The sequence below is a fragment of the Stenotrophomonas sp. STK16_22 genome, from assembly GCF_051984505.1.
GTDB lineage: Bacteria > Pseudomonadota > Gammaproteobacteria > Xanthomonadales > Xanthomonadaceae > Stenotrophomonas > Stenotrophomonas maltophilia_A.
On record NZ_CP196972.1, the window covers coordinates 4,382,643 to 4,405,851 of the forward strand.

The 23,209-nt window shown below is 66.4% G+C and carries 23 protein-coding genes; 11 read left to right on the forward strand and 12 right to left on the reverse strand.

Annotated features, from left to right (window positions below; translation table 11 throughout):
* Positions 1 to 97 precede the first annotated feature (97 nt).
* Positions 98 to 892 (reverse strand): adenosylmethionine decarboxylase, encoded by a 795-nt coding sequence (gene speD, locus ACSYAO_RS20260; RefSeq protein ID WP_006473908.1) that lies wholly within the window; start codon positions 890 to 892, stop codon positions 98 to 100.
* Between the two features lie 149 nt (positions 893 to 1,041).
* Here speD and crp point away from each other — a divergent pair, with 149 nt between their 5' ends.
* Together crp and ACSYAO_RS20270 are read left to right on the forward strand one after the other, a co-directional pair.
* Entirely contained in the window at positions 1,042 to 1,731 is a 690-nt protein-coding gene (gene crp, locus ACSYAO_RS20265) for a cAMP-activated global transcriptional regulator CRP (protein ID WP_010482649.1), read from the forward strand.
* A 62-nt stretch (positions 1,732 to 1,793) separates the two neighbouring features.
* The gene (locus tag ACSYAO_RS20270; protein ID WP_014038735.1) at positions 1,794 to 2,555 is read left to right on the forward strand and encodes a sulfite exporter TauE/SafE family protein; all 762 of its coding nucleotides are present in this window, start codon (positions 1,794 to 1,796) and stop codon (positions 2,553 to 2,555) included.
* Positions 2,556 to 2,661: 106 nt separating this feature from the next.
* On the opposite strand, the gene ACSYAO_RS20275 is transcribed toward ACSYAO_RS20270, so the two are convergent.
* From ACSYAO_RS20275 to ACSYAO_RS20305, 7 genes are all read right to left on the reverse strand, one after another.
* On the reverse strand, positions 2,662 to 3,378 hold the full coding sequence (locus ACSYAO_RS20275; protein WP_032127168.1) for a haloacid dehalogenase-like hydrolase: 717 nt from the start codon (positions 3,376 to 3,378) through the stop codon (positions 2,662 to 2,664).
* Complete coding sequence (trpC, locus tag ACSYAO_RS20280) at positions 3,375 to 4,169, reverse strand: indole-3-glycerol phosphate synthase TrpC (protein WP_049401666.1); 795 nt, start codon at positions 4,167 to 4,169, stop codon at positions 3,375 to 3,377. The genes ACSYAO_RS20275 and trpC overlap by 4 nt, the downstream gene beginning before the upstream one ends.
* A gap of 71 nt (positions 4,170 to 4,240) precedes the next feature.
* Positions 4,241 to 5,272 (reverse strand): anthranilate phosphoribosyltransferase, encoded by a 1,032-nt coding sequence (trpD, locus tag ACSYAO_RS20285; RefSeq protein ID WP_049461248.1) that lies wholly within the window; start codon positions 5,270 to 5,272, stop codon positions 4,241 to 4,243.
* Positions 5,273 to 5,288: 16 nt separating this feature from the next.
* Positions 5,289 to 5,876, reverse strand: a complete 588-nt coding sequence (locus tag ACSYAO_RS20290) for an anthranilate synthase component II (RefSeq protein WP_049424046.1) — start codon at positions 5,874 to 5,876, stop codon at positions 5,289 to 5,291.
* Between the two features lie 2 nt (positions 5,877 to 5,878).
* Complete coding sequence (locus ACSYAO_RS20295) at positions 5,879 to 6,658, reverse strand: SIMPL domain-containing protein (RefSeq protein ID WP_049461246.1); 780 nt, start codon at positions 6,656 to 6,658, stop codon at positions 5,879 to 5,881.
* Between the two features lie 67 nt (positions 6,659 to 6,725).
* Positions 6,726 to 8,201 carry an anthranilate synthase component I gene (gene trpE, locus ACSYAO_RS20300; protein ID WP_049424043.1) on the reverse strand — a complete coding sequence of 492 codons (1,476 nt, stop codon included), beginning with the start codon at positions 8,199 to 8,201 and terminating at the stop codon, positions 6,726 to 6,728.
* Positions 8,202 to 8,379: 178 nt separating this feature from the next.
* Positions 8,380 to 10,737, reverse strand: a complete 2,358-nt coding sequence (locus ACSYAO_RS20305; protein ID WP_149908977.1) for an XVIPCD domain-containing protein — start codon at positions 10,735 to 10,737, stop codon at positions 8,380 to 8,382.
* Between the two features lie 105 nt (positions 10,738 to 10,842).
* On the opposite strand from ACSYAO_RS20305, the gene ACSYAO_RS20310 reads away from it, so the two are divergent.
* Positions 10,843 to 11,706 (forward strand): ankyrin repeat domain-containing protein, encoded by an 864-nt coding sequence (locus ACSYAO_RS20310; RefSeq protein WP_223224700.1) that lies wholly within the window; start codon positions 10,843 to 10,845, stop codon positions 11,704 to 11,706.
* A gap of 15 nt (positions 11,707 to 11,721) precedes the next feature.
* On the opposite strand, the gene yegS is transcribed toward ACSYAO_RS20310, so the two are convergent.
* From yegS to ACSYAO_RS20330, 4 genes are all read right to left on the reverse strand, one after another.
* Positions 11,722 to 12,657, reverse strand: a complete 936-nt coding sequence (yegS, locus tag ACSYAO_RS20315; RefSeq protein WP_032127162.1) for a lipid kinase YegS — start codon at positions 12,655 to 12,657, stop codon at positions 11,722 to 11,724.
* 322 nt (positions 12,658 to 12,979) lie between these two features.
* Positions 12,980 to 13,462 (reverse strand): GNAT family N-acetyltransferase, encoded by a 483-nt coding sequence (locus ACSYAO_RS20320; RefSeq protein WP_049461236.1) that lies wholly within the window; start codon positions 13,460 to 13,462, stop codon positions 12,980 to 12,982.
* A gap of 59 nt (positions 13,463 to 13,521) precedes the next feature.
* Complete coding sequence (gene rpe, locus ACSYAO_RS20325) at positions 13,522 to 14,196, reverse strand: ribulose-phosphate 3-epimerase (protein ID WP_032127160.1); 675 nt, start codon at positions 14,194 to 14,196, stop codon at positions 13,522 to 13,524.
* A 30-nt stretch (positions 14,197 to 14,226) separates the two neighbouring features.
* A complete protein-coding gene (locus tag ACSYAO_RS20330) occupies positions 14,227 to 14,556 on the reverse strand; it encodes a J domain-containing protein (RefSeq protein WP_005411327.1) in 330 nt (109 codons plus the stop codon).
* 141 nt (positions 14,557 to 14,697) lie between these two features.
* Between ACSYAO_RS20330 and ACSYAO_RS20335 the strand changes: the two genes are divergently transcribed.
* The 8 genes from ACSYAO_RS20335 (at position 14,698) to ACSYAO_RS20370 (ending at position 22,892) form a co-directional block, all read left to right on the forward strand.
* On the forward strand, positions 14,698 to 15,624 hold the full coding sequence (locus ACSYAO_RS20335) for a phosphoribosylaminoimidazolesuccinocarboxamide synthase (protein ID WP_188348082.1): 927 nt from the start codon (positions 14,698 to 14,700) through the stop codon (positions 15,622 to 15,624).
* Positions 15,625 to 16,147: 523 nt separating this feature from the next.
* Complete coding sequence (locus ACSYAO_RS20340) at positions 16,148 to 16,633, forward strand: Mpo1 family 2-hydroxy fatty acid dioxygenase (RefSeq protein ID WP_032127158.1); 486 nt, start codon at positions 16,148 to 16,150, stop codon at positions 16,631 to 16,633.
* 333 nt (positions 16,634 to 16,966) lie between these two features.
* Positions 16,967 to 19,798, forward strand: a complete 2,832-nt coding sequence (locus ACSYAO_RS20345; RefSeq protein ID WP_149908974.1) for a monovalent cation/H+ antiporter subunit A — start codon at positions 16,967 to 16,969, stop codon at positions 19,796 to 19,798.
* Positions 19,798 to 20,190 (forward strand): Na+/H+ antiporter subunit C, encoded by a 393-nt coding sequence (locus ACSYAO_RS20350; protein ID WP_049401674.1) that lies wholly within the window; start codon positions 19,798 to 19,800, stop codon positions 20,188 to 20,190. Before ACSYAO_RS20345 ends, ACSYAO_RS20350 begins: the two co-directional genes overlap by 1 nt.
* Positions 20,187 to 21,722, forward strand: a complete 1,536-nt coding sequence (locus tag ACSYAO_RS20355; RefSeq protein WP_049461234.1) for a monovalent cation/H+ antiporter subunit D — start codon at positions 20,187 to 20,189, stop codon at positions 21,720 to 21,722. Before ACSYAO_RS20350 ends, ACSYAO_RS20355 begins: the two co-directional genes overlap by 4 nt.
* Positions 21,719 to 22,225, forward strand: a complete 507-nt coding sequence (locus ACSYAO_RS20360; RefSeq protein WP_049401676.1) for a Na+/H+ antiporter subunit E — start codon at positions 21,719 to 21,721, stop codon at positions 22,223 to 22,225. Before ACSYAO_RS20355 ends, ACSYAO_RS20360 begins: the two co-directional genes overlap by 4 nt.
* A complete protein-coding gene (locus ACSYAO_RS20365; protein WP_005411334.1) occupies positions 22,222 to 22,506 on the forward strand; it encodes a K+/H+ antiporter subunit F in 285 nt (94 codons plus the stop codon). Before ACSYAO_RS20360 ends, ACSYAO_RS20365 begins: the two co-directional genes overlap by 4 nt.
* Complete coding sequence (locus ACSYAO_RS20370) at positions 22,503 to 22,892, forward strand: Na+/H+ antiporter subunit G (RefSeq protein WP_049401677.1); 390 nt, start codon at positions 22,503 to 22,505, stop codon at positions 22,890 to 22,892. The genes ACSYAO_RS20365 and ACSYAO_RS20370 overlap by 4 nt, the downstream gene beginning before the upstream one ends.
* Positions 22,893 to 23,209: the final 317 nt, after the last annotated feature.

Consider the following 23,209-nt stretch of genomic DNA (forward strand, 5'->3'; position numbering starts at 1 on the left):
TACATCACCGTGGAACTGTAACGCGTGCGGGGCACTGGTTCCACGGGGCGGGTCGTCCCGCCTGGGCGGCGATGCCTGCGGGCATCGCACATGGGGCTTACTCGGACAGGTTCCGGCCGTGGAACAGCTCTTCGATCTCGCGCTTGAGCAGCGCTTCGATCTTCATGCGTTCCTTGAACGACAGGTTCTTGGCCTTTTCCTCGAACAGGTACTGGTCCAGGTCGAAGTCCTTCAGGTGCATCTTCGTGTGGAAGATGTTTTCCTGGTAGACGTTGACGTCGAACATCTCGTAACGCGACTTGATGTTCTTGGCCAGGAAGTTCTGGATCGAGTTGATCTTGTGATCGATGTAGTGCTTCTTGCCCTTCACATCGCGGGTGAAGCCACGGACGCGGTAGTCCATGATCACGATGTCCGACTCGAGGCTTTCGATCAGGTAGTTCAACGCCTTCAACGGCGAAATGACGCCGCAGGTGGCCACGTCGATGTCGGCGCGGAAGGTGGCGATACCTTCCTGCGGGTGCGTTTCCGGATAGGTGTGCACGGTGATGTGCGACTTGTCCATGTGCGCGACCACGGCATCGGAGATCAGCTCCTTGCCGGCCTGCTTCTTGTCGATCACCGGTTCTTCGGAGATCAGGATGGTCACCGAGGCACCCTGCGGATCGTAGTCCTGGCGGGCCACGTTCAGGATGTTGGCGCCGATGATCTCGGCGACATCGGTCAAGATTTGAGTCAGCCTGTCGGCGTTGTACTCTTCATCGATGTATTCAATGTAACGCTGACGCTCCTCTTCGGTGCGCGCGTAACACACGTCATAGATGTTGAAGCTCAGCGCCTTGGTGAGGTTGTTGAAACCCTGCAGCCTCAGGCGAGGCAACGGCTTGACCACGGCGGTCGATTCCTGTGTAAGAAGGGAAAGGGGGAATTATGGGGCAAACTGTCCCCGGGGGGAACGTGAAGAGCGCTCACATCTGGCACACTGTTTGCCCTTAACAATTGCGCTGGTTAAGCTCCGCTATCGACCCCGTGAATCCGTTCATGCGCAGAGGGAGCGCTCCTATCGTGTCAACCGTGCGCCTAGCTAGCAGTCCACTGGCCCTGGATATCGCCACAATCGATCGTTTCCTGGCGCACAGCCACAGGCGGCGATACCCCACCCGTACCGACGTCTTCCGACCCGGTGACCCGGCGGGAACCCTGTATTACGTCATCAGCGGCTCGGTTTCGATCATGGCCGAGGAAGATGACGATCGCGAGCTGGTGCTGGGCTACTTCGGTGCCGGCGAGTTCGTCGGCGAGATGGGCCTGTTCGTTGAATCGGACCGCCGCGAGGTGATCCTGAGGACCCGTACCGCCTGCGAGCTGGCCGAAATCAGCTACGAGCGCCTGCACCAGCTGTTCCTCGGCCCGCTGTCGGCCGATGCCCCGCGCCTGCTCTACGCGCTGGGCCAGCAGATCTCCAAGCGCCTGCTCGACACCAGCCGCAAGGCCAGCCGCCTGGCATTCCTGGACGTTACCGACCGGATCGTGCGCACCCTGCACGACCTGGCGCAGGAGCCGGAGGCGATGAGCCATCCGCAGGGCAGCCAGCTGCGCGTCTCGCGCCAGGAACTGGCCCGCCTGGTCGGCTGCTCGCGCGAAATGGCCGGCCGCGTGCTGAAGAAGCTGCAGACCGATGGCCTGTTGCACGCCCGCGGCAAGACCGTGGTGCTGTACGGCACCCGTTGATCGTTGAGCACCCGGTGGGTGCGGACCTTGGTCCGCACTCTTTCACGCGCTAGGCTCGGTGCATGGAACTGAGCAGCGCATTCTGGTGGTTCATCCTCATCGGCCTGGGCGCCCAGCTGGTGGACGGCGCGCTGGGCATGGCGTTCGGCCTCGTGTCGTCGTCGGTGATGCTGGCCATGGGCATTCCGCCCGCGCAGGCCAGTGCAGCCATCCACACCGCCGAGGTGTTCACTACTGGCGCCTCCGGCGTGTCGCATCTGGTCGCCGGCAATGTCGATAAGCGCCTGTTCCTGCGCCTGGCGCTGCCCGGCGCCGTAGGCGGCGCCGTGGGTGCCTACGGCCTGACCCAGCTGCCCGGCGAGGTGATCCGCCCGCTCATCTACCTGTACCTGCTGGTGCTGGCCATCATCATCCTGGCACGTGCCGCCGGCCGCCTGATGCCCAAGGGCGAGGTCAAGCGGGTGCCCGTGCTGGGCTTCGTGGCCGGCTTCCTGGATGCCAGCGGCGGGGGCGGCTGGGGGCCGGTGGCCACCTCCACCCTGCTGGCCCGCGGCGGCCAGGCACGCACCACCATCGGCACGGTGAACGCGGCCGAGTTTGTGGTCACCCTGACAGTTTCAGCAACGTTCCTGCTGTCGATGGGGCTGCATCACCTGCAGATCGTGGCCGGCCTGCTGATCGGCGGCATGATGGCCGCGCCGGTGGCCGCACTGCTGGTGAAGCGCCTGAAGGAGCGCTGGGTGCTGGTGGCCGTGGGCGTGTTGGTGCTGGGCATCAGCCTGTTCCAGATCGGGCATGCGCTGACCGGGTATCTGGCGCGCTGACTGCTCACCGGGCGCAGGACCATTTGCCGGCCAGCGGCCGGCACTACCGGGACGGAGAAGGGTAGTGCCGGCCGCTGGCCGGCAGATCCGTCACCGTGCGGCGAGGTCAGGCCTTGTCACCGCCGCGGTCCACGCAGCCCCAGTTGAGGATGCGGGTGCCGGCCGGCAGCACGCGGCGGAAGAAGTCCACCCTGCCCGGCTTCGGGTTCACCACCACCGGCGCCTTGGCGGCCAGCAACAACGGCAGGTCGGCGGTGCTGTCTGAGTAGGCGATATCGATGTCGCCGTAGCCGCGCTCGCGCAGCATGCGCATCTTCTCTTCGTTGTGGCAGTGGCGGGTCGGGCCGACGCCACCCAGCCGTGGGCCGACCTCGGTGCCGATCACCGGTACGTCCTGGTGGGCGACGAAGGCCAGGATCGCGCGTGCCAGCTCTGGTGGCGCGCCCGTGGCAACCACCACGCGGTCACCCTTGGCCCGGTGCGCGGCGAACACCTCCAGCGCCTGTGGCAGCAGCTTGGCGCGCATCTGCGCCTCGTTGCGCAGCACATAGGCGTCGATGACCTTGTTGAAATCGCGCGCACGGTGCAGGCCGAAGCTGCCGATCCACACATAGACCGAAATGCCGGTACGGCGGGTCGGCAGCAGCGCCACCATCGGCCCGGCGATCGGCGTGACCAGCAGCGCCGCCAGCATGCGCAGCGGGTTGCGCTTGATCAGCGAAGCGAACAGGTGAGTACCCGAATCGCCGTCGTAGAGGGTGTGGTCGAAATCGAAGACCACCAGCGGCGCATCGTCGCGCGGCGTCGGATAGTGCGTTTTCATGCCGCGAAGAATAACTGACGCAGGCCCTCGCCCGGCTCTTCCACGCGCATGAAGGCTTCACCCACCAGGAACGAGTGGATGCCGGCATCGCGCATCAGCGCCACGTCCTGCGGACCGAGGATGCCGCTCTCGGTGACCAGCAGGCGATCGCGCGGCACCGCCTTCTGCATGTCCAGCGTGGTCTGCAGCGACACCTCGAAGGTGCGCAGGTTGCGGTTGTTGATGCCGATCATCGGTGCCGGTACCTGCAGCGCACGCTCCAGCTCGTCGATGTCGTGCACTTCCACCAGTACGTCCATGCCCAGCGACATCGCCAGTTCGGACAGCGTGGCCAACTGCGTGTCGTCCAGCGCAGCGACGATCAGCAGGATGCAGTCGGCACCCAGTACGCGCGCCTCGTACACCTGGTAGGCGTCGATCACGAAGTCCTTGCGCAGCACCGGCAGCGTGCAGGCCTCACGGGCCTGCTGCAGGTAGGCATCAGCACCCTGGAAGAAGTCCACATCGGTCAGCACCGACAGGCAGCTGGCGCCGCCGAACTCATAGCTGACGGCGATGTCGGCCGGGCGGAAATCCGGGCGGATCACACCCTTGGAGGGGCTGGCCTTCTTCACCTCGGCGATCACCGCCGGATCGCCGTTGGCCACTGCCGCCTGCAGCGCGCGCACGAAGCCACGTACCGGCGGGGCGCTGGCCACGGCGGCCTGCAGGTCCTCGAGGGGACGCTGGGCACGGCGCTGGGCCACTTCTTCGGCCTTGCGGGCCAGGATCGTCTGCAGGATGTCGCTCATCGTCTTCGATTCGGTGCGGGGGCGGTGAGGACGGCCATTATCGGCCATCAGGGTCAGGCTGAACCGCGCGCTCAGGCAACCAGCGCGCGGGTGGTCTCCACATACTGCTGCAGGCGCTGGCGGGCGCTGCCGTTGGCGATGGCGGCACGGGCACGGGCCAGGCCGTCGCCGATGTCGCTGGCCACGCCGGCCACGTACAGCGCGGCGCCGGCGTTCAGGGCCACGATGTCCAGCGCCGGGCCGGGGGTGTTGTCCAGCACCGCACGCAGCATGGCAATGGACTGCTCCGGGCCGTCCACGCGCAGGTTGCGGCTGGCCGACATCGCGATGCCGAAGTCCTCCGGGTGAATCTCGTACTCGCGCACCTTGCCGTCGCGCAGCTCGCCGACCAGGGTGCCGGCGCCCAGCGAGATCTCGTCCATGTTGTCGCGGCCCCAGACCACCATGGCGCGCTCGGTGCCCAGCTCGCGCAGCACCCGCGCCTGGATACCCACTAAATCCGGGTGAAACACGCCCATCAGCACCGACGGTGCGCTGGCCGGGTTGGTCAGCGGGCCAAGGATGTTGAAGATGGTACGCACGCCCATCTCGCGGCGGACCGGCGCGACCACCTTCATCGACGGGTGATGGATCGGCGCGAACATGAAACCGATGCCGGTCTGTTCGATCGCAGCGGCGACCTGCGCCGGCTGCAGCTCGATGGCCGCACCCAGTGCTTCGACTGCATCGGCGCTGCCGGACTTGGACGACACGCTGCGGTTGCCATGCTTGGCCACGCGCGCACCGGCCGCAGCGGCGACGAACATCGCGCAGGTGGAGATGTTGAAGGTGTGCGAGCCATCGCCGCCGGTGCCGACGATGTCGACCAGGTGGGTGGTATCGGCCACCGGCACCGCCAGCGCGAATTCGCGCATCACCGTGGCCGCAGCGGCGATCTCGTCGATGGTTTCCTTCTTCACGCGCAGGCCGGTGAGGATGGCGGCAGTCATCATCGGCGACACGTCGCCGCGCATGATCTGCCGCATCAGGTCGACCATTTCGTCGAAGAAGATTTCGCGGTGCTCGATGGTGCGTTGCAGGGCTTCCTGGGGGGAGAAGCTCATGGGAATGCTCCTGGGATCAGGCGGCCGGACGCTGCAGGAAATTGCGCAGCAGGGCATGGCCGTGTTCGGTGAGGATGGATTCGGGATGGAACTGAACGCCTTCCACCGGGAACTGGCGGTGGCGCAGGCCCATGATCTCTTCGATCGAGCCGTCGTCGTTCTCGGTCCAGGCGGTCACTTCCAGCACATCGGGCAGGCTGTTCTTGTCCACCACCAGCGAGTGGTAGCGGGTGGCCTGGTAACGGTCCGGCAGGCCGGCGAACACGCCCTTGCCTTGATGGCGGATGGGCGAGGTCTTGCCATGCATGATGTTGCCGGCGCGGATGACCGTACCGCCGTAGACCTGGCCGATGCCCTGGTGGCCCAGGCACACGCCGAGGATCGGCGTGGTCGGGCCCAGGCGCTGGATGAGTTCCAGCGACACGCCCGCTTCGTTGGGCGTGCACGGGCCGGGCGAGATGACGATGCGCTCAGGCTTCTGCGCGGCGATCTCGTCCACGCTCATCGCATCGTTGCGCACCACCTTGACCTCGGCGCCCAGCGTCTGCAGGTACTGCACGAGGTTGTAGGTGAAGCTGTCGTAGTTGTCGATCATCCACAACATGGTCAGGTTCCGTCGCTTATCAGGAAAATGGCGTATACGTTTTCGGTGTAGGTGATGGGGCCGGCTTCGATGGATTCGCGCAGGCGTGAGCCAGTGGTCTCGATCATGTCCATCTGCGCCGCAGGTGACGGCGGCGATGGCGGTGTCACCATGTCGTCGCTTCTGGGCCAATTGCCCGCCTGCACGCCATAGGCGAAGTTCGGCGCCACATCGGAGATGCTGTACAGCCCGCGCAGCTTCGTGCCGTAGGCATTGGCAAGGCCCTGCGCGGATTGGCGCGTCGACGCGGCGGCCTCACCCTTGAGTTCGCGCCGCAGCGCCACTTCGCCCGAGTAGGTCGGGGCCACGCTGCTGACCTGCAGGTTCTCGTTGGCCTTCAGTGCACCCAGCACGTCCTGCATCGCCTTCACGCTGGCGAAGCTGGCACGCAGCTGGCGCGACACGCGGGTGCCGACGAAGACCTGCCGGTTCTGCTCATAGCGCGTGGCCGGGCCGATCCGCAGATTGTCCGCACGCACGCTGCCCTCCACCGCCTTGTGCTGCTTGAACAGCGCCAGCACGCGCGCGACGTTGTCCTGCACGCGGCGGCGCGCGGCGTCGGCATCCATGTCGGTCTCTTCGATGTTCAACTGCAGGCCGAACCGGTCCGGCATCACCTCGCGGCGCGCCTCGCCCTTCACCAGCAGGTGCGGCTGCGAGGGAATGGTATTGGCCTGCGCCCACGCAGACGGGGCCATCGTGGCCAGCAGTGACGACCACAGCAATGCGCTCAGCAGCTTCATGCGGTACTCCTTGTCTTGAACGGGAACGGCGGAACGACCACGGCGCAGCGACCGTGGTGAGGCAGGCTTACAGGCCCTTGGCGGCCTGGGCGACGGCGCGGAACAGCGCGCGGCCCTTGTTCATCGTCTCGTCCCATTCCTTGTCCGGGTCCGAGTCGTAGACGATGCCGGCGCCGGCCTGCACATACAGGCGGCCGTCCTTGATCACGGCGGTGCGGATCGCGATCGCGGTATCGGCATCGCCGTGCCAGCCGATGTAGCCGATGCTGCCGGCGTAGACATTACGCTTGATCGGTTCCAGCTCGCGGATCACTTCCAGCGCGCGGATCTTCGGCGCACCGCTGACCGTACCGGCCGGGAAGGTGGCTCGCAGCACGTCGGCATAGCTCAGGCCCGGCTGCAGCTGCCCGGTCACTTCGCTGACGATGTGCATGACGTGGCTGTAGCGTTCGATCACGAACTGCTCGCCCACTTCCACGGTGCCGGCCTTGGACACGCGACCGGCATCGTTGCGGCCGAGGTCGATCAGCATCAGGTGCTCGGCGCGTTCCTTGGGATCTGCCAGCAGCTCGGCTTCCAGTGCCAGATCCTGCTCGACGGTGGCGCCGCGCGGCCGGGTGCCAGCGATCGGGCGCACCGTCACTTCGCCATCCTGCAAACGCACCAGGATTTCCGGCGAGGAACCGACCACCTGCAGGTCGCCGACATCAAGGAAATACATGTAGGGCGACGGGTTCAGTGCACGCAGCGCACGGTACACATCCACCGGGCGCGCTTTGAACGGCACGCTCAGGCGCTGGCTCAGCACCACCTGGAAGATGTCGCCGGCACGGATGTATTCCTTGCTGCGCTGGACCGCATCGACGAAGCCTTCGCGGGTGAAACCGGAGACGAAATCGGACTCGTCCAGCACATCGCTGTTGAGCGGTGCGGGATAACCGGCCCCCGGTGCGCGCAGCTTGGCGGTCAATGCATCCAGGCGTGCCTGGGCCTGCTCGAACGCACCCTCGACACGCGGGTCGGCATGCACGATCAGGTACAGCCGGCCCTTGAGGTTGTCGAACACCGCCAGCTCGTTGGAGTCCAGCAGCAGGATGTCCGGCGTGCCCAGCTCGTCGCGGCCTGCCGGCGGAGCCAGGCGCGGTTCGATGTAGCCGATGCACTCGAAACCGAACCAGCCGACCAGGCCGCCGGTGAAGCCCGGCAGGCCTTCCAGCTTGGGCACCGAGTGGGCGCTGCGCAGCGCCTCGACTTCGGCGAACGGGTCGGCCACCTCGCGGGTGTCCACCACCTGGCCGTCTTCGCGCACGGTCAGCGTGTGGCCATGGAAGGCATACACGCGGCGCGCCGGCAGGCCGATGATCGAGTAACGACCAAAGCGCTCGCCGCCTTCGACGGATTCAAACAGGTAGGTATTGGGGCCGTCGGCGAGCTTCAGATAGACCGAAAGCGGCGTGTCCAGGTCGGACAGCACTTCACGGACGACGGGAATATGGGTGTGGCCTTCAGCGGCCTGCAGCTGAAACTGAGCGTGCGAGTTCAAGACGACTTTCCTTCCGGGACACAGCGTTATGGGGGCGGACGACGGCAACGGGCCACCATCGCCACCAACGGCGTGCGGAAGAAAGGGTATGCGGGGTCGTCAGGCTGGACACCCCTTGACTGTATCGCAGCCGGGGCGGGAGGGGAACCCCGTCGCGGCGTCGCGGTTCATTCGGCCATTAGCCCATCCGCCGGGCGTTCTCCTGGGCCTCCAGCCCCTGTTGCTGGGCCAGTCCGGCTGCCGTCGCCTGTTCGCGACCGGTGTTCAGGGCGTCAACCTGCGCCGTACTCACGGCCAGCGGCTGGGCCATGCCGGCCGCCACGTCCACATGCGCATGTCGGCGGTGGGCCGCCTGCAGATCCGGGGTGTCGACCGCGAATGCCCGCGTGCGGTCGTCACTGAGCAGCACATGGGAGATGGCCTGCAACCCTTCGCGCTTGGCCTGCGCAGCCAACGCCCCGGCCAGCTGATCGCTATGCAGGTTCGGGATGCGGCCATGTGCCACATCGAGGCCGTGCACGCCGGTCTGCGCGCCCTTGAACAGATGGAAATCGATGTGCCCCGGATCGTTCAGCGCGGGCATCTTCGCGCCCCCCTCCTGCAGCTGCGCATGCGGCCACCCAAGCAGCTTGCGCGCGGCCGCCTCCTGGCTCGCGATTGCCGCGTCGAGACTGGGGTTCATCGTCTCGCTCATGCCATGCCGGTCCACCGACTCCCCCATGGTGGCACTGCCGCGCCCGATCACCCACGACGTCTTGGCCAGGTTGACCAGGTTCTGCGGCAGTGCCGGCGTGGGCAGGTGCGTGGCAATGCCCTTGTTGGCCATCGCGCCCAGCCCGACGGTGCCGGCCAGCACGGCCGGCGCCTGCGAGGTCAGCCCGGTGATCTGATGGCTGCTCCAGTTCATGCCCATGTGGAAAGTCGCGCCGTACACGGCATAGCCGTTGCGCAGCCCATTGGCCACGCCATGCACGCCCTGCTGCAGCTGGCCGCCCAGATGATGGCCGCCGGCACGGATGCGGCCGGCATCCGCCGTCGCTTCACGGGTGGCTTCACGGGCCTTGGTTTCGTGTTGATTGCGCGCCGCATCACCGTGTTCACGCATCTGTCTGGCCATGTCGTCGGCACCGAGCGCACCCAGCACGCTGGCCCCGATGTTCCAGCCGTAACTGCCCTTGGCCTGCACGCGGTGGCTGACCGATTCGACCAGACCCTGCAGCTCGCGACCCTTGGCAATGACCGTCGCACCGCCTTCGATGCCCACCCGCATGCTCTTGCCACCGTAGTCGACCACGGTGCCGATCGCATTTCCCTGCAGGGTCGACGCACGCTCGACGGCCACGCCGGACAAGCTCATGCCCCGGCCCGCCAGCGCGCTGACCTGCTCGACATGTTCACCGGCAACCCGTCCGGCACGCATGCCGCGCGCACCTGCGATCAACACCTCGGCCAGCGGGCCACCGTATTCGGCAAGCTGGCTTGGCGCTTCTCGATGGCGGCGGTCCACCACCTTTCCGTTCACTTCGGTCTTCGCGTCCAGCAACAGTTCCATCCTGCCCGCGGCCACCGGAACATTGCGCAATGCCTCTGCCCCGGATTTCGACGCCAGCTGGTCAACCAGCTGGGCCGTGGCCGTCTGCGCACCCGCCGGCATCATCTCCTGCAGCTTGCGGGTAACCATCTGCTGCACGCCGGGCTGACGCAGCAGCTGGCTGGTCTCGCTGGCCAACAGGCCAAAGCCCTGCCGGTGATGCTCGTTGAGCCGCTTCAATCCGTTCTGCACATCGTTGAGCACTTCACCCGACGTCTGGTAGGTGTGCACCGTGTCGCGCGTGTTGAACACCGGCAATCCGTGGGATTTCGCGTAGCGATCGGCGGTGGCCGGATGCAGCCCCGCCGAATTGAAGGTGGTCGCACGTACACCGGTAACCGCCGAAGCGGCAGAGGCCATGCCGCCACCAAGCGAATGACCGGCGAGTTCAAAGTGGGTACCAGAGGTCTTCAAGCGACTCGCCAGTGCCATGGCCCGATCGTAGTAGTCGCTCTGCATGCCCACGCCCTGGCGTCCATTGTTGAGGAAATCCTCGCCTCCGGACTCACGCCGCCCGCCTTTCGCCCGGGGATCGATGATTTCGCCCGTTGATCCCTTGAACACCAGCACCGGCTTGGCGTCATCACCGAACACCCTTTTGTCCGGAATGTAGATCTCTGCGCGGAAGCCCGAGTCGTTCGGCCGCATCAGCTTCTTCAGGTCGGCCGCTCCCAGGCTGATGCCCGCCGCTTTGAGCGTGTCCGGGTCGGTCACGGCACTGGCTCGCGTCCACCCGACCGGCGGCTCACCTTTGCCCTTTGCCGAGGCATACACATCACCAGCAAGCGAACCCAGCTCGCGGGCGTGATAGGTCTCGCGCAAGCGCGCCGCCTCGGTGGCATGTCCACCTCCCTGCAGTTGCTCGACCAGGTGCTGCTGCGCCTGGACGCTCTTGGCGCGGGCCTGCAACAGGCGTTCCTGCTGCTCGGGATCGTGACCGCTCATGGCAGACTCCATTGCTCATCAGTGAAGACACGGTCATCCAGGACCTGCTGGAATGACCACGGCCAACGCTATCATCCCCCGAACGCGTCCATGTCAAGGGATCACATGCACCGTCACCCTCACAGTTCCTTTACGCCATTTTCCTGCCTGGCGCTGATGCTGCTGATGCTGCTGAGCGCCTGCGCGCGCACGTCTTCACATGGCGCGGAGCGCTATTTCGAGGGCAAGGCACTTGAACTGGCCATCGCCGCCGAACAGGGGGATGCAGCGACGATCACGCGCCTGATCAAGACCGAAGGCGTGAACCCCGACAAGGAGTTCTCGGAGCAGGATGGCATTCCGCTCATCGCGTGGCCGTTGCGCGCACAGAACCTGGAAGGCCTGCGCGCGATGCTCGACAACGGCGCCGACCCGAATGCACGGCGTATTGAAACGCTGGACGGCGAGACGTTCCGCCACAACAACGCCATGGTCTATGCCGCGAAGATGGACGATCCGCGCTACCTGGCCCTGCTGCTGGATCATGGCGGCGACCCGGACACGCGCACCTCCAACACCGAAACGCTGCTGTTCCAGGCTTTCATTTCCGGCAACCTGTGGAAGAACATCCAGCTGCTGGTGGAGCGAGGCGCGCACGTCAACGAATCCAACATCGGCCAGGCCGATACCGTTCTCAGCTGGTACACCGGCCGTGGCGGCTTCGAGCAGGCTTACTGGCTGCTTGAGCATGGTGCGGACCCCACGATTGCATCGCCGTCATCGGCGCAACCGGGCGCGCCCGATCGGATGGCCATGGTCGAAGCCATCTACTGGGAAATCACCACACCGGACCTGCTGCCCTGGCAGAAGAAGTGCCAGCAGTGGCTGATCGATCACGGCATTGCCCGGCCGCCGCTGCCGCAGTACATCCGCGAGAAGCGTGAAGCATTCGGGTTCCCGGCGAAGGAGCAGGACATCCCCCCGTTGTAGGACTTCCGGTCCGGCTCAGCGCGGCTCGGACAACAGGGCACAGCCCACGGGCAGGTGCATCCGCACCCTGCCCGGCACGCACGCGATGCGGAACTGGCGCGCCTGTACCGGTTCGCCGTCCAGGTTGAGCGTCAACGGACGCTCGGATTCCACCTGCAGCCACGGCAGGCGCGCGCGCGTCGCCAGTTGTTCCAGCGCGGCCTGGGTGCCGGACTTCAGCATCTGGCCAAGCGTGGCGGTGACTTCACCTTCCAGCTCCGGAAGCACCGTCACGTCCAGCTGCCCATCATCGATCAGCGCCTGCGGGCACAATTGCTGGCCACCACCGGCCTGGCGGCCATTGCCGATGCCGAGCGCGATGAAGTCGCCTTCCCACGCGAAATCCGGGCCCGACAGGCGCGCATGGATCGGCTCGATCCGCCCCAGCTTGGCAATGCCGGTGATCACGTAGGCCAGCCCGCCCAGCATCTTCTTCAGGCCGGCATCGGTCTCCACCGTCACCTGCGTGCCGAAGCCACCGCTGGCGAGGTTGGCGCACCACCATTGCGTGCCATCGGCGTCCACGCGCAGCAGATCGATGGCATGCGGCGTGGCCTGCCCGATCAAGGCCAAGGCCGCCTTCGGCTCGGTCGGGATGCCGGCCGCAGTCGCGAAGTCGTTGGCGGTCCCCATCGGGATCAGCGCCAGCGAGGGCAACGCATCTGCCGGCTCCTCACGATGCGCCAGTGTCTCGGCCACCGCGCTGAGCGTGCCGTCGCCACCGGCGGCCACGATCACGTCCACGCCATGATCGATCGCCTCGGCCACGTAGCGTTCGGCGTCACCGTCTTCCCAGGTCACCCGCACTTCCAGCTGCACGCCCTGCCCACGCCAATGACCGACCGCGTCGCGCAGCTCGTCATTGCCTGCGGATTTTCCGTTGAGGATCAGGCGCCAGCGCGGGGTGGTCATGCGGTGCTTCCAGGACGGGGGTGGCACAGGCTAGCAATGCGCCGTTTGTCCGCAGTGAATGTCACGCAGGTGTCATTCAGCTGCTGGAGAATGGAAGGCCATAGCAGGGACGACGGATGGAGGCAGGATCAGCCTCCCACGCATGCAGCGAGGCCACGCCAGTGATTGGCGTGGCTTTTTTTTGGTGCGTAGGGAGTGCGAACCAAGGTTCGCACCCACCGGGTTGCGGTTCGCGCACACCAGGCTGCGGTTCGCACCCACCAGGCTGCGGTTCGCGCACACCGGGTGGGTAGATCCACGCCATGCGCGGATGCACTTCGCCTCAACCGTTGGCGAAATCGTGCAATGCCTGGCCCTGCAGCCGGTACACGGTCCACTCGTCCTGCGGCGTGGCGCCAGCGGCGGTGTAGAACTCGATGGCCGGGGTATTCCAGTCCAGCACCGACCATTCGAAACGACCGCAACCTTCGGCCACGGCCTGGCGTGCGATGTACTTCAGCAGCGCCTTGCCGGCACCGGCGCCGCGCTTTTCCTGGCTGACATACAGGTCTTCCAGGTAGATGCCCTTGCGGCCGAGCCAGGTGGAATAGTTGTAGAAATACACCGCATAACCGATCGCTTCACCGTCGGCTTCGCAGATCAGCGCGCGGGCCGTTGCGTCGGCGCCGAACAGGCTTTCGGCGATGCCGATCTCATCGGTCTGCACCGAATGCTCGGCCTTCTCGTAGATGGCCAGTTCGCGGATGAAATGCAGGATCAGGCCGGCATCGGCCACAGTGGCCGGACGGATGTTCAACAGAGCCATGGGCGGAAAAGGGAGACGGAGGGAATCAGGCGAGCTTAATCCCCTCCGTCCCTTTTTTGTCAGCGTGCCGCAGCGACGTTCGCGCGCATCTGCGCGATCACGTCCTGGTAGCTGGTCTTGGCGTTGAAGATGGCCGAACCGGCGACGAAGGTGTCGGCACCGGCCGCAGCGATCTCGCCGATGTTGTCGGCCTTCACGCCGCCGTCGATCTCCAGGCGGATGTCCTTGCCGCTGGCATCGATCATCTTGCGCACCACGCGCAGCTTGTCCAGCGCCGAGGGAATGAAGGCCTGGCCGCCAAAGCCCGGGTTGACCGACATCAGCAGCACCAGATCCAGGTCGTCCAGTACCCAGTCGAGGATGTCCACCGGGGTGGCCGGATTGAGCACGATGCCCGGCTTGCAGCCCAGCGAGCGGATCAGCTGGATGGTGCGGTGCACGTGGCGGCTCGCTTCCGGGTGGAAGCTGATGTAGGTGGCACCGGCTTCGGCGAAGTCCGGGATGATGCGGTCCACCGGCTCGACCATAAGGTGCACGTCGATCGGCGCGGTCACGCCGTGCTTGCGCAGCGCCTGGCAGACCATCGGGCCGATGGTCAGGTTCGGCACGTAGTGGTTGTCCATCACGTCGAAGTGGACCCAGTCCGCGCCGGCGGCGAGGACGTTGTCGACTTCCTCGCCGAGGCGGGCGAAGTTGGCGGACAGGATGGAGGGGGCGATGAGGCAGTTGGACATGGCCGGGCCTTGCAACGGTAGGAAAGAGGGTCAGCGCTTGCGCAGGGTCTTGATGCGGTCGTAGGCGGCGTTGATCCGCCGCGACTTCTGCTCGGCCTGCTGCTGCAGCTCGGGGGCGGCGCCGCCGAGCTTGTCGGGGTGGTACTGGGAAATCAGCTTGCGGTAGGCGCGCTCGACCTCGGCATCGGTGGCCTCGGAGGTCAGCCCCAGCTCCCGGTACGGGTTCTCCTTGTTCAGGCGGAACCAGTCCGAATCGAAGGCATGGCCGATCAACAGGCCGACCACCGCGCCAAACAGCGGATTGGGCCGGAACAGCAGGGCGCCGGCGATGAATCCGAGCAGTTTTCCGTACCAGCGCATGGCGCTCCGGGGTCGGCCGACGAAATGGACGCTCATTTTACGTCACAGCGGGCCCGGACGGCTTTACACTAGGCCGCCCGCTGGTCAGCGGGCCCGCCGGGTCCGCTGGGCAGCCGTATCGACAACGCCCCAGGAGTGCCCGTGCCAACCACGCTGTTGCAATCCGATCTCCCCGGCCTGCCCTTGCGCCATCGCGGCAAGGTGCGTGATGTGTTCGATATCCCGCGCGAGCGGCTGCCAGCAGGGACCCCGCCGGGCGACTACCTGCTGATGGTGGCCACCGATCGCCTGTCGGCGTTCGACGTGGTCCTGCCCGACCCGATTCCGGGCAAGGGCGAGATGCTCTGCCAGGTCTCCAACTTCTGGTTCGCCAAGACCGCGCACCTGATGCCCAACCACCTGACCGGCATCGACGTGGCCAGCGTGCTGCCCGAAGGCGTGGACCCGGCCCTGTACGCCAAGCGCGCGGTGGTCACCCGCAAGCTGAAGCCGGTGCCGGTGGAAGCGATCGCCCGCGGCTACCTGATCGGCAGCGGCTGGAAGGACTACCAGCGCACCGGCAAGGTCAGCGGCATCGACCTGCCCGACGGCCTGCGCCAGGCCGAGCAGCTGCCCGAGCCGATCTTCACCCCCTCGACCAAGGCCGCCGTGGGCGACCATGACGAGAACATCGATTTCGATGCGATGGTGAAGCAGGTCGGTGCCGAGATGGCCGAGCGCGTGCGCGATGCCACCTTGCGCATCTACAAGTTCGCCGCCGAGTACGCCCGCGAGCGCGGCATCATCCTGGCCGATACCAAGTTCGAGTTCGGTACCGACGCCGATGGTCGCCTGTACATCATGGACGAGATGCTGACGCCGGATTCCTCGCGTTACTGGCCGGCCGACGAGTACGAAGTGGGCACCAGCCCGCCGAGTTACGACAAGCAGTTCGTGCGCGATTACCTGGAGACGCTGGACTGGGGCAAGACCGCCCCGGGCCCGAGCATCCCGGCCGAGATCATCGAGCGCACCCGCGCCAAGTACGCCGAGGCGCTGCAGCGCCTGGCCGGGATCAGCGTCGACTGATCCGCCTGCGCCCCCGGCCGGAAAGGCGGGGGCGTTCTGAATGCGGTAGTGCCGGCCGCTGGCCGGCAACCTCGCGAACCTGCAGCCAGGCATGGCCTGGCTCTACTGCCGGTTGCCTGGGGTAGTGCCGGCCGCTGGCCGGCAGCCTCGCGAACCTGCAGCCAGGCATGGCCTGGCTCTACTGCCGGTTGCCTGGGGTAGTGCCGGCCGCTGGCCGGCAACCTCGCGAACCTGCAGCCAGGCATGGCCTGGCTCTACTGACGGTTGCCTGGGGTAGTGCCGGCCGCTGGCCGGCAACCTCGCGAACCTGCAGCCAGGCATGGCCTGGCTCTACTGACGGTTGCCTGGGGTAGTGCCGGCCGCTGGCCGGCAACCTCGCGAACCTGCAGCCAGGCATGGCCTGGCTCTACTGACGGTTGCCTGAGGTAGTGCCGGCCGCTGGCCGGCAGCCTCGCGAACTCGGCTATGCTCTGGATTGCCGGCCAGCGGCCGGCACCACCGTTGTCCGAGGAAGCAACGCAGCATGCAGACATCCACCGAGCTTGCGCGGCCGATCGACCGCTATTTCGCCAGCTACTCCGACGACCACCGCAATCTGATCAACCAGCGCATCCACGTGGTGGCGGTGCCGGCGATCCTGTGGTCGGTGGTGGCCCTGCTGTGGTGCCTGCCGCCGCTGATCACCTGGTTCCAGTACGGCATCTGGTCGGCGTTCGCGATGTTCAGCGCCTGGTGCTTCTACAACAAGCTGTCGCGCCCGCTGGGCATCGGCATGCTCATCCAGTTCTTCGTATTCGGCTGCCTGTGCAGGCTGCTGGAGGCCGAGATCGGCCTGCACAACCTGTTCTGGCTGGCGGTGGGTGTATTCGTGGTGGCCTGGATCGCGCAGTTCATCGGTCACAAGTTCGAGGGCCGCAAGCCCAGCTTCCTGACCGACCTGACCTACCTGCTGATCGGCCCGGCCTGGGTGATGGCCAAGTTCTACCGCAAGCTCGACTGGCGCTACTGACCTGCCCGTGGCCGACGCTGCCCCTCGTTTCCTGAACGGGCAGATTCCGTCACCCGCACTCCACGACGGCCCTGCCAGCCTGCACCGGTGATCCGTTCCCCATCGCCCGCCCGTCGACGGCAGCCCCTGTGCGACAGGGCCTGCGGTCTCCCTGCGTCGGCGTAGGGTGTCCCCCGAGAGCAACCGGGGAGGGACCGCAGCAACGTGATGCTGCGCTGCAGAAAAAATGAATCAGCGGACGTTACATGCAATTGATCGCTGTTCGATGGGTTTCGGCGACATTTCGCAGCCTGTTATCCTCCCTGACCTGCTCGTGAATCATGGATTCCCTGCATGCTCCCCAGCCTGCCCCTGCTGCTGGCCCTGCCGTTCCTGATGGCAGCGGCTGTTGCGGCCTTCCCCCGTAGTTCGCGCTCGACTGCTGCCTGGCTGGCGGCGCTGGCGCCGTTGGGCGGACTGGCCATCCTCGGCTGGCTGACTCCGTCGGTGCTCGACGGCCAGGTCGTGCAGACGATGGTCCCTTGGCTGCCGCAGATCGGTCTGGACTTCACCCTGCGCCTGGACGGGCTGGCCTGGATGTTCGCCGGGCTGGTGCTCGGCATCGGCGCGCTGGTGGTGCTGTATGCGCGCTACTACCTGAGCCAGCAGGACAACGCCCACCGCTTCTACTGCTACCTGCTGCTGTTCATGGGCGCCATGCTGGGCATGGTGCTGTCGGGCAACCTGCTGTTGCTGATGATTTTCTGGGAAATGACCAGCATCAGCTCGTTCCTGCTGATCGGCTTCTGGTCGCACCGCCAGGACGCCCGCGAAGGCGCACGCATGGCGCTGGTGATCACCGGCGGCGGTGGCCTGGCCCTGCTCGGTGGCGTGCTGCTGATCGGCCGCATCGTCGGCAGCTTCGACCTGGATGTGGTGCTGGCCGCCGGCGAGCAGATCCGCGCCAGCGCGCTGTACCCGTACGCACTGTTCCTGGTGCTGGCCGGCATCTTCACCAAGAGCGCGCAGTTCCCGTTCCACTTCTGGCTGCCGCACGCGATGGCGGCGCCGACCCCGGTCTCTGCCTACCTGCACTCGGCCACCATGGTGAAGGCCGGTGTGTTCCTGCTGGCGCGGCTGCACCCGGCACTGGCCGGCAGCGACCTGTTCTTCTACACGGTCAGCGGCATCGGCGCGCTGACCCTGCTGATCGGTGCCTGGAATGCGATCTTCCAGCACGATCTGAAAGGCCTGCTGGCGTACTCGACCATTTCCCACCTGGGCCTGATCACCCTGCTGTTCGGCCTGTCCACGCCGATGGCGGTGGTGGCCGGCGTGTTCCACATCCTCAACCACGCCACCTTCAAGGCCTCGCTGTTCATGGCCGCCGGCATCATCGACCACGAAACCGGCACCCGTGACATGCGCAAGCTGGGTGGCCTGCGCAAACTGATGCCATTCACCAGCGCGCTGGCGATCATCGCCTCGCTGGCGATGGCCGGCATCCCGTTGCTCAACGGCTTCCTGTCCAAGGAAATGCTGTTCGCCGAAGCGCTGACCGCCGGTGGCGGCCCGGGCGCGATGCGCACGGCCGTATCGATCGCGGCGCTGCTGGCCGGTGTGTTCGGCGTGGCCTACAGCCTGCGCTTCGTGCACGACACCTTCTTCGGCCCCGGCCCGCACGACCTCGACCGCGTGCCGCATGAGCCGCCGCGCTGGATGAAGGTGCCGGTGGAACTGCTGGTGGTGATCTGCGTGGCGGTGGGCATCGCCCCGGCACTGACCGTGGCGCCAGTGCTGCATGCCGCTGCGGCCTCGATCCTCGGCAACGCCATGCCCGAGTACAGCCTGGCCGTATGGCACGGCTTCAACCTGCCGCTGGCGATGAGCGCGATCGGCGTGGTCGGTGGCGTGGCGCTGTACTTCGGCCTGCGCAAGCTGATCAACCTGCACGGGGTGGAAACCCGCACCACCGGCCGCAACGTGTTCCATGCGCAGCTGGATGCCCTTTCCGCGCTGGCCATGCGCCTGACCAACGGCATCGCCAATGGCAGCCTGCAGCGCATGCTGCTGGGCCTGGTGCTGGTGGCGATCGCGGTCGCCGCCGCGCCGTTCGTGGCCAACCCGGCCTCGCCGAACTGGACCGCGCCGCAGCCGATCCCGCTGCTGGGCTGGGTGCTGTGGCTGGTGATGATGGCCTGCGCCGTTGCCACCCTCCGTGTCTACAAGCAGCGCCTGCTGGCGGTGCTGCTGGTCGGCGGCGTCGGCCTGATGGTGGCGCTGACCTTCGTGTTCCTGTCCGCACCGGACCTGGCGCTGACCCAGCTGCTGGTGGAGATGGTGACCCTGGTGCTGATGCTGCTGGGCATGAACTACCTGCCCGCGCAGTCCGGGCCGGAGCGGCCGCGCTGGCGCAAGCGCCGCGATGCGGTGATCGCGATCATCGCCGGCGCCGGCCTGGGTGCACTGGCCTATTCGGCGATGACGCTGCCGCCGAACACCATGGCCGGCGAGCTGCTCGCCCGTGCCCTGCCCGAGGCCTACGGCCAGAATGTGGTCAACGTGATCCTGGTCGACTTCCGCGGCTTCGATACCTTCGGCGAGATCACCGTGTTCGGCATCGCCGCACTGGTGGTGCATGCGCTGCTGCGTCGCACGCGGATGGCGCCGGAGCAGATCATGCCCGGCCCGCCGATCAAGCTGCCGGTGCCGGCCGACCTGGCGCAGATCATGTTCCCGCTGACGCTTACCGTATCGATCTTCCTGTTCCTGCGCGGCCACAATGCCCCGGGCGGTGGCTTCATCGCCGGCCTGGTGCTGGCGGTACCGCTGCTGATCCAGTACGTGATCCAGGGCACTGCATCGGTGGAATCGCGCTTCGGCTTCGACTACATCCGCTGCATCGGCATGGGCCTGTTGATCGCCCTGCTCAGCGGCAGCGCGTCGATGCTGTTCGGCGTGCCGTTCCTGACCAGCGGCCACCTCGACCTGCACCTGCCGCTGATCGGCGACGTGCCGCTGGCCAGCGCGATCGGCTTCGACATCGGCGTCTATCTGGTGGTGTTCGGTGGCGCCATGCTGATGCTGTCGATGATGGGCACGATCAAGCCGTCGCGTACCCGCACTGCCCGCAAGGGTGAGATCGACCTGCAACGCCGTTCGGCACGCACCGGGGAGATGCACTGATGGAACTGGCCCTGGCTACCGCGATCGGCGTACTGACCGCCATCGGCATCTACCTGCTGCTGCGTGCGCGCAGCTTCGATGTGATCCTCGGCATGACCTTCCTGTCCTACGCCACCAACCTGCTGATCTTCGCCGGTGGCCGCGTGGTGCTGGGCAAGGCACCGGTGCTGCAGGAAGGCGTGGACAGTCACCTGGGCAACTACACCGATCCGCTGCCACAGGCGCTGGTGCTGACAGCGATCGTGATCGCCTTCGCGATGACCGCGGTCAGCATCGTGCTGGCCATGCGCAGCCGCAGCGACAACCACAGCGACCACGTGGACGCCCACGAGCCGGATGACGACCTGCAGGATGAGCGCATGCCGCCGCGCCAGGGCGAGGACCGCGCATGAACCACCTGGTGATCCTGCCCATCCTGATTCCGCTGCTGGGTGCTGCACTGTCGCTGTTCGTCGAACACCGCCGCTATGGCCCCAAGGTGCAGCGCGCGGTGGCCTGGACTGCGCTGTCGGCGCTGGCGCTGGCGGTGGGCCTGCTGTTTGCCACCACCCCCACTGGTGAGATCAACGTCTACCTGCTCGGCGACTGGCCGTCGCGTCTGGGCATCGCGCTGGTGGCCGACCGGCTGTCGGCGTGGATGCTGCTGACCACCCTGCTGCTGGCCATTCCCTGCCTGCTGCATGCCTGCTCGGGCTGGGACCGTCGTGCACCACACTTCCATGCACTGTTCCAGTTCCAGCTGGTCGGCCTGAATGGCGCATTCCTGACCGGCGACATCTTCAACCTGTTCGTGTTCTTCGAGGTGATGCTGATCGCCTCCTACGGCCTGCTGCTCAGTGGCGGCCGCGGCCTGCGCATGCGCATCGGCCTGCACTACGTGGTGTTCAACGTCACCGCCTCGACCCTGTTCCTGATCGCACTGGGCCTGCTGTACGCCTCGCTGGGCTCGCTGAACATGGCCGAGCTGTCGCAGCGCATTGCCGAGGTGCCGCCGGCGCAGCTGACCCTGGTAAAGGCCACGATGGGCCTGTTGCTGCTGGTGTTCTGCGCCAAGGCTGCACTGATGCCGCTGTACCTGTGGCTGCCGGAAGCCTATTCGCGCGCACCGGCCGCCGTGGCCGCCCTGTTCGCGATCATGACCAAGGTCGGCCTGTACTCGGTGCTGCGCATCCAGATGCTGTGGTTCGGCGACGATGCCGGTGCGATGGCCGGCTATGGCCGCGACTGGCTGCTGTGGGCCGGCGTGGCAACGCTGGTGCTTGGCGGCCTCGGTGCGCTGGCCGCGACCCGCCTGCGCGTGCTGATCTCGTATCTGGTGATCGTCTCGGCAGCCACGCTGTTCATCGCCTTCTCGGTAGGCACGCCGCAGGTGCTGTCCGCCGGCCTGTACTACCTGCCGCACAGCAGCTTCGTCGCCGCCGCACTGTTCCTGATTGCCGACCTGATCCGCCGCCGCCGCGGTGGCGCCAGCGACCGCAAGGAAGTGGTCGCGCCGATGCCGGGCAAGGAAACGCCGGCGGTGCTGTTCCTGATCGGCGCGGTGTCCGTGGCCGGCCTGCCGCCGCTGTCCGGCTTCCTGGCCAAGGCTGCACTGCTGGCCGGAATGCCGGCGCAGTACACCGCGCCGGTGTGGACGGCGGTGCTGGTGAGCAGCCTGCTGGTGATCATGGGCCTGACCCGTGGCGGCATCCGCCTGTTCTGGCGCGTGCCGCCGGTCGAGGCCGATGCACCGAAGCCGCGCAAGGCACGCCTGCGCCGGGTCGAGCTGTACGCGGCCTGCATCCTGCTGGCCTACGGCATCGGCATGACCCTGGCCGCTGCACCGCTGATGCGCTACACCGACGCCACCGCCGCACAGCTGCTGCAACCCAGCGAGTACGTGCAGCAGTTGCGTGCGACCACGCCGGAGATCCGCCAGCCATGACCGCCCAGCGCTCCCTGTTCCGTCGCGTCATTCCCTCGCCGATGCTCAGCATCATGGTGGTGGCGTTCTGGCTGCTGATGTCCGACAGCTTCACCCTCGGCCAGTTCGTGCTGGGGCTGGTGCTTGGCGTGGTGGTGCCGCTGTTCGCCGCGCGCCTGGACCGCGAGTTCGCCCGCATCGGTACCCTGCGACCGCTGCCCAAGCTGCTGTGCGTGACCCTGTGGGACATCCTGATGTCCAACATCCGCGTTGCCGTGCAGGTGCTGGGCCCGGAGAAGAACATCCATCCGGGCTTCATCTGGCTGCCGCTGGACATCGCCAACATCCACGGCATCGCCGCGCTGACCAGCATGATCACGCTGACCCCGGGCACGGTCTCGGCCGCGCTCAGTGACGACCGCAAGTTCCTGCTGGTGCACGTGCTGCACCTGGAGGACCCGCAGGACCTGATCGATACGATCAAGCGCCGTTACGAGGCGCCGTTGATGGAGATCTTCCCATGACCGGTTTTGAAGTCATCCAGACCACCCTGGTGGTGTGCATGCACGTGGTCGGCCTGGCCATGCTGCTGGCCACCTGGCGCCTGCTGCGCGGGCCGACCGTGCCCGACCGCATCCTCGCGCTGGACACGTTGTCGGTGACCGCGATTGCCGAGCTGATGCTGTTCGGCATGTACCTCAACTCGCCGATCTACTTCGAGGCGGCGCTGATCATCGCCATGCTCGGCTTCGGCAGCACCGTGGTGCTGAGCAAGTTCGTGCTGCGCCGGGACATCGTCGAATGATCACCGCGATCCAGATCGGCCTGTCGATCCTGCTGCTGTTCGGCTGCTTCTTCATCCTGGTCGGTGCACTGGGCCTGGTGAAGCTGTCCACGTTCTTCAAGCGGCTGCACGCACCGACCAAGGCCAGCACGCTGGGCGTGGGCTGCGTGCTGGTGTGCTCGGTGTGCTACCACATCTTTCTCGGCCAGGACCCGCAGCCGCGCGAGCTGCTGATCACCGTGTTCCTGTTCATCACCGCACCGATCAGCGCGCACATGATGGCCAAGGCCGCGCTGTCGCTGCTGATGGAAACCCGCCCCAGCCTGCCCGGCAACGAGCCGGCTGCTGAAGAGCAGCTGCCGCCGCCGGAACCGGTGCGGGAAGAAGAAACCACGCAGAACCGGTGAATCCGGTAGCGGCCGACCTTGGTCAGCGCTTTGTTTCCCTGAGTGCCAACCAAGGTTGGCACCCACCGGGTGATCGGTGGTGGGTGCCGACCGTTGGTCGGCACGGAACCAACCACATCCACGCATGGCGTGGATCTACCGACTGCAATGCCCGGTAGAGGCCGACCTTGGTCGGCGCTTTGTTTCCCTGAGTGCCAACCAAGGTTGGCAGCTACCGCATCATCGGCGAGGTGACCGGTAGGTGCCGACCTTGGTCGGCACGGAACCAACCGCATCCACGCATGGCGTGGATCTACCGACCGCAATGCCCGGTAGAG